Annotated in this window: 1 protein-coding gene; it reads right to left on the minus strand. The window is 69.4% G+C overall.

Features of this window, described 5'->3' with window-relative positions; translation table 11 throughout:
- Positions 1 to 19 precede the first annotated feature (19 nt).
- On the minus strand, positions 20 to 663 hold a 644-nt coding region (locus tag ABD323_RS43285), incomplete at its 5' end, for an Hsp70 family protein (RefSeq protein WP_344447514.1).

The following is a 663-nucleotide window of genomic DNA, read 5'->3' on the forward strand; positions in this document are numbered from 1 at the left end:
CGAAGACACGGGCCCCGGTTCAGGTCTCCGGGGCCTCCCAGACGAACGGAGCGAGCTCGCGTACGGCAGGCCAGCGGGGGGAGCGGAGGAGTTCGGCGGCCTGGGTCATCGAGGCGCGGTCTACGGTCACCTGCCAGGTCCGGTCGGTGAAGTACTTGGCCTCAAGCCTGGCGATCGTTGCCCGTAGCCGTCCGGCCTCCGGACTGGCGAAGTGGACGCCGGAAAAGTCCAGGGCGGCCCGAGCCTCGGTCAACTCGCGTGCCCGCTTTGGTAGTTCACGGGTTCGACCACGCAGTTCCCGGACGCTGACGTGCAGGAGCTGATTGGCGTCGATGTCCAGCATTACTTCGATCAGCGGGGTGTGCCGGGGGTGCCGGGGCAGATCCGACAACTCGAGCACGGCGAGGGTCCTGCCGTCGGCGGCGGTCGGACTCTCACCCTCCACGATGTGGACGGTCATGGCGGGCTGGCCGCTCCGGCTCGGCGCGGCGAAGGCCCACCTTCGCACGGGGATGGTGGTGTTCCGCTCGATCAGCTTCCGCACGGTGCCGTCGTGGGTCTCGAAGCCGAGCGAGGTCGAGAGGACGTCGAGGAGCAGCACGTCCTTGACGGCCCCGCCCAGGACTCCGGCTTGGAGGGCGGCCCCCGTGACGATGCCTTCGG

The organism is Kitasatospora nipponensis (assembly GCF_039528135.1).
GTDB lineage: Bacteria > Actinomycetota > Actinomycetes > Streptomycetales > Streptomycetaceae > Kitasatospora > Kitasatospora nipponensis.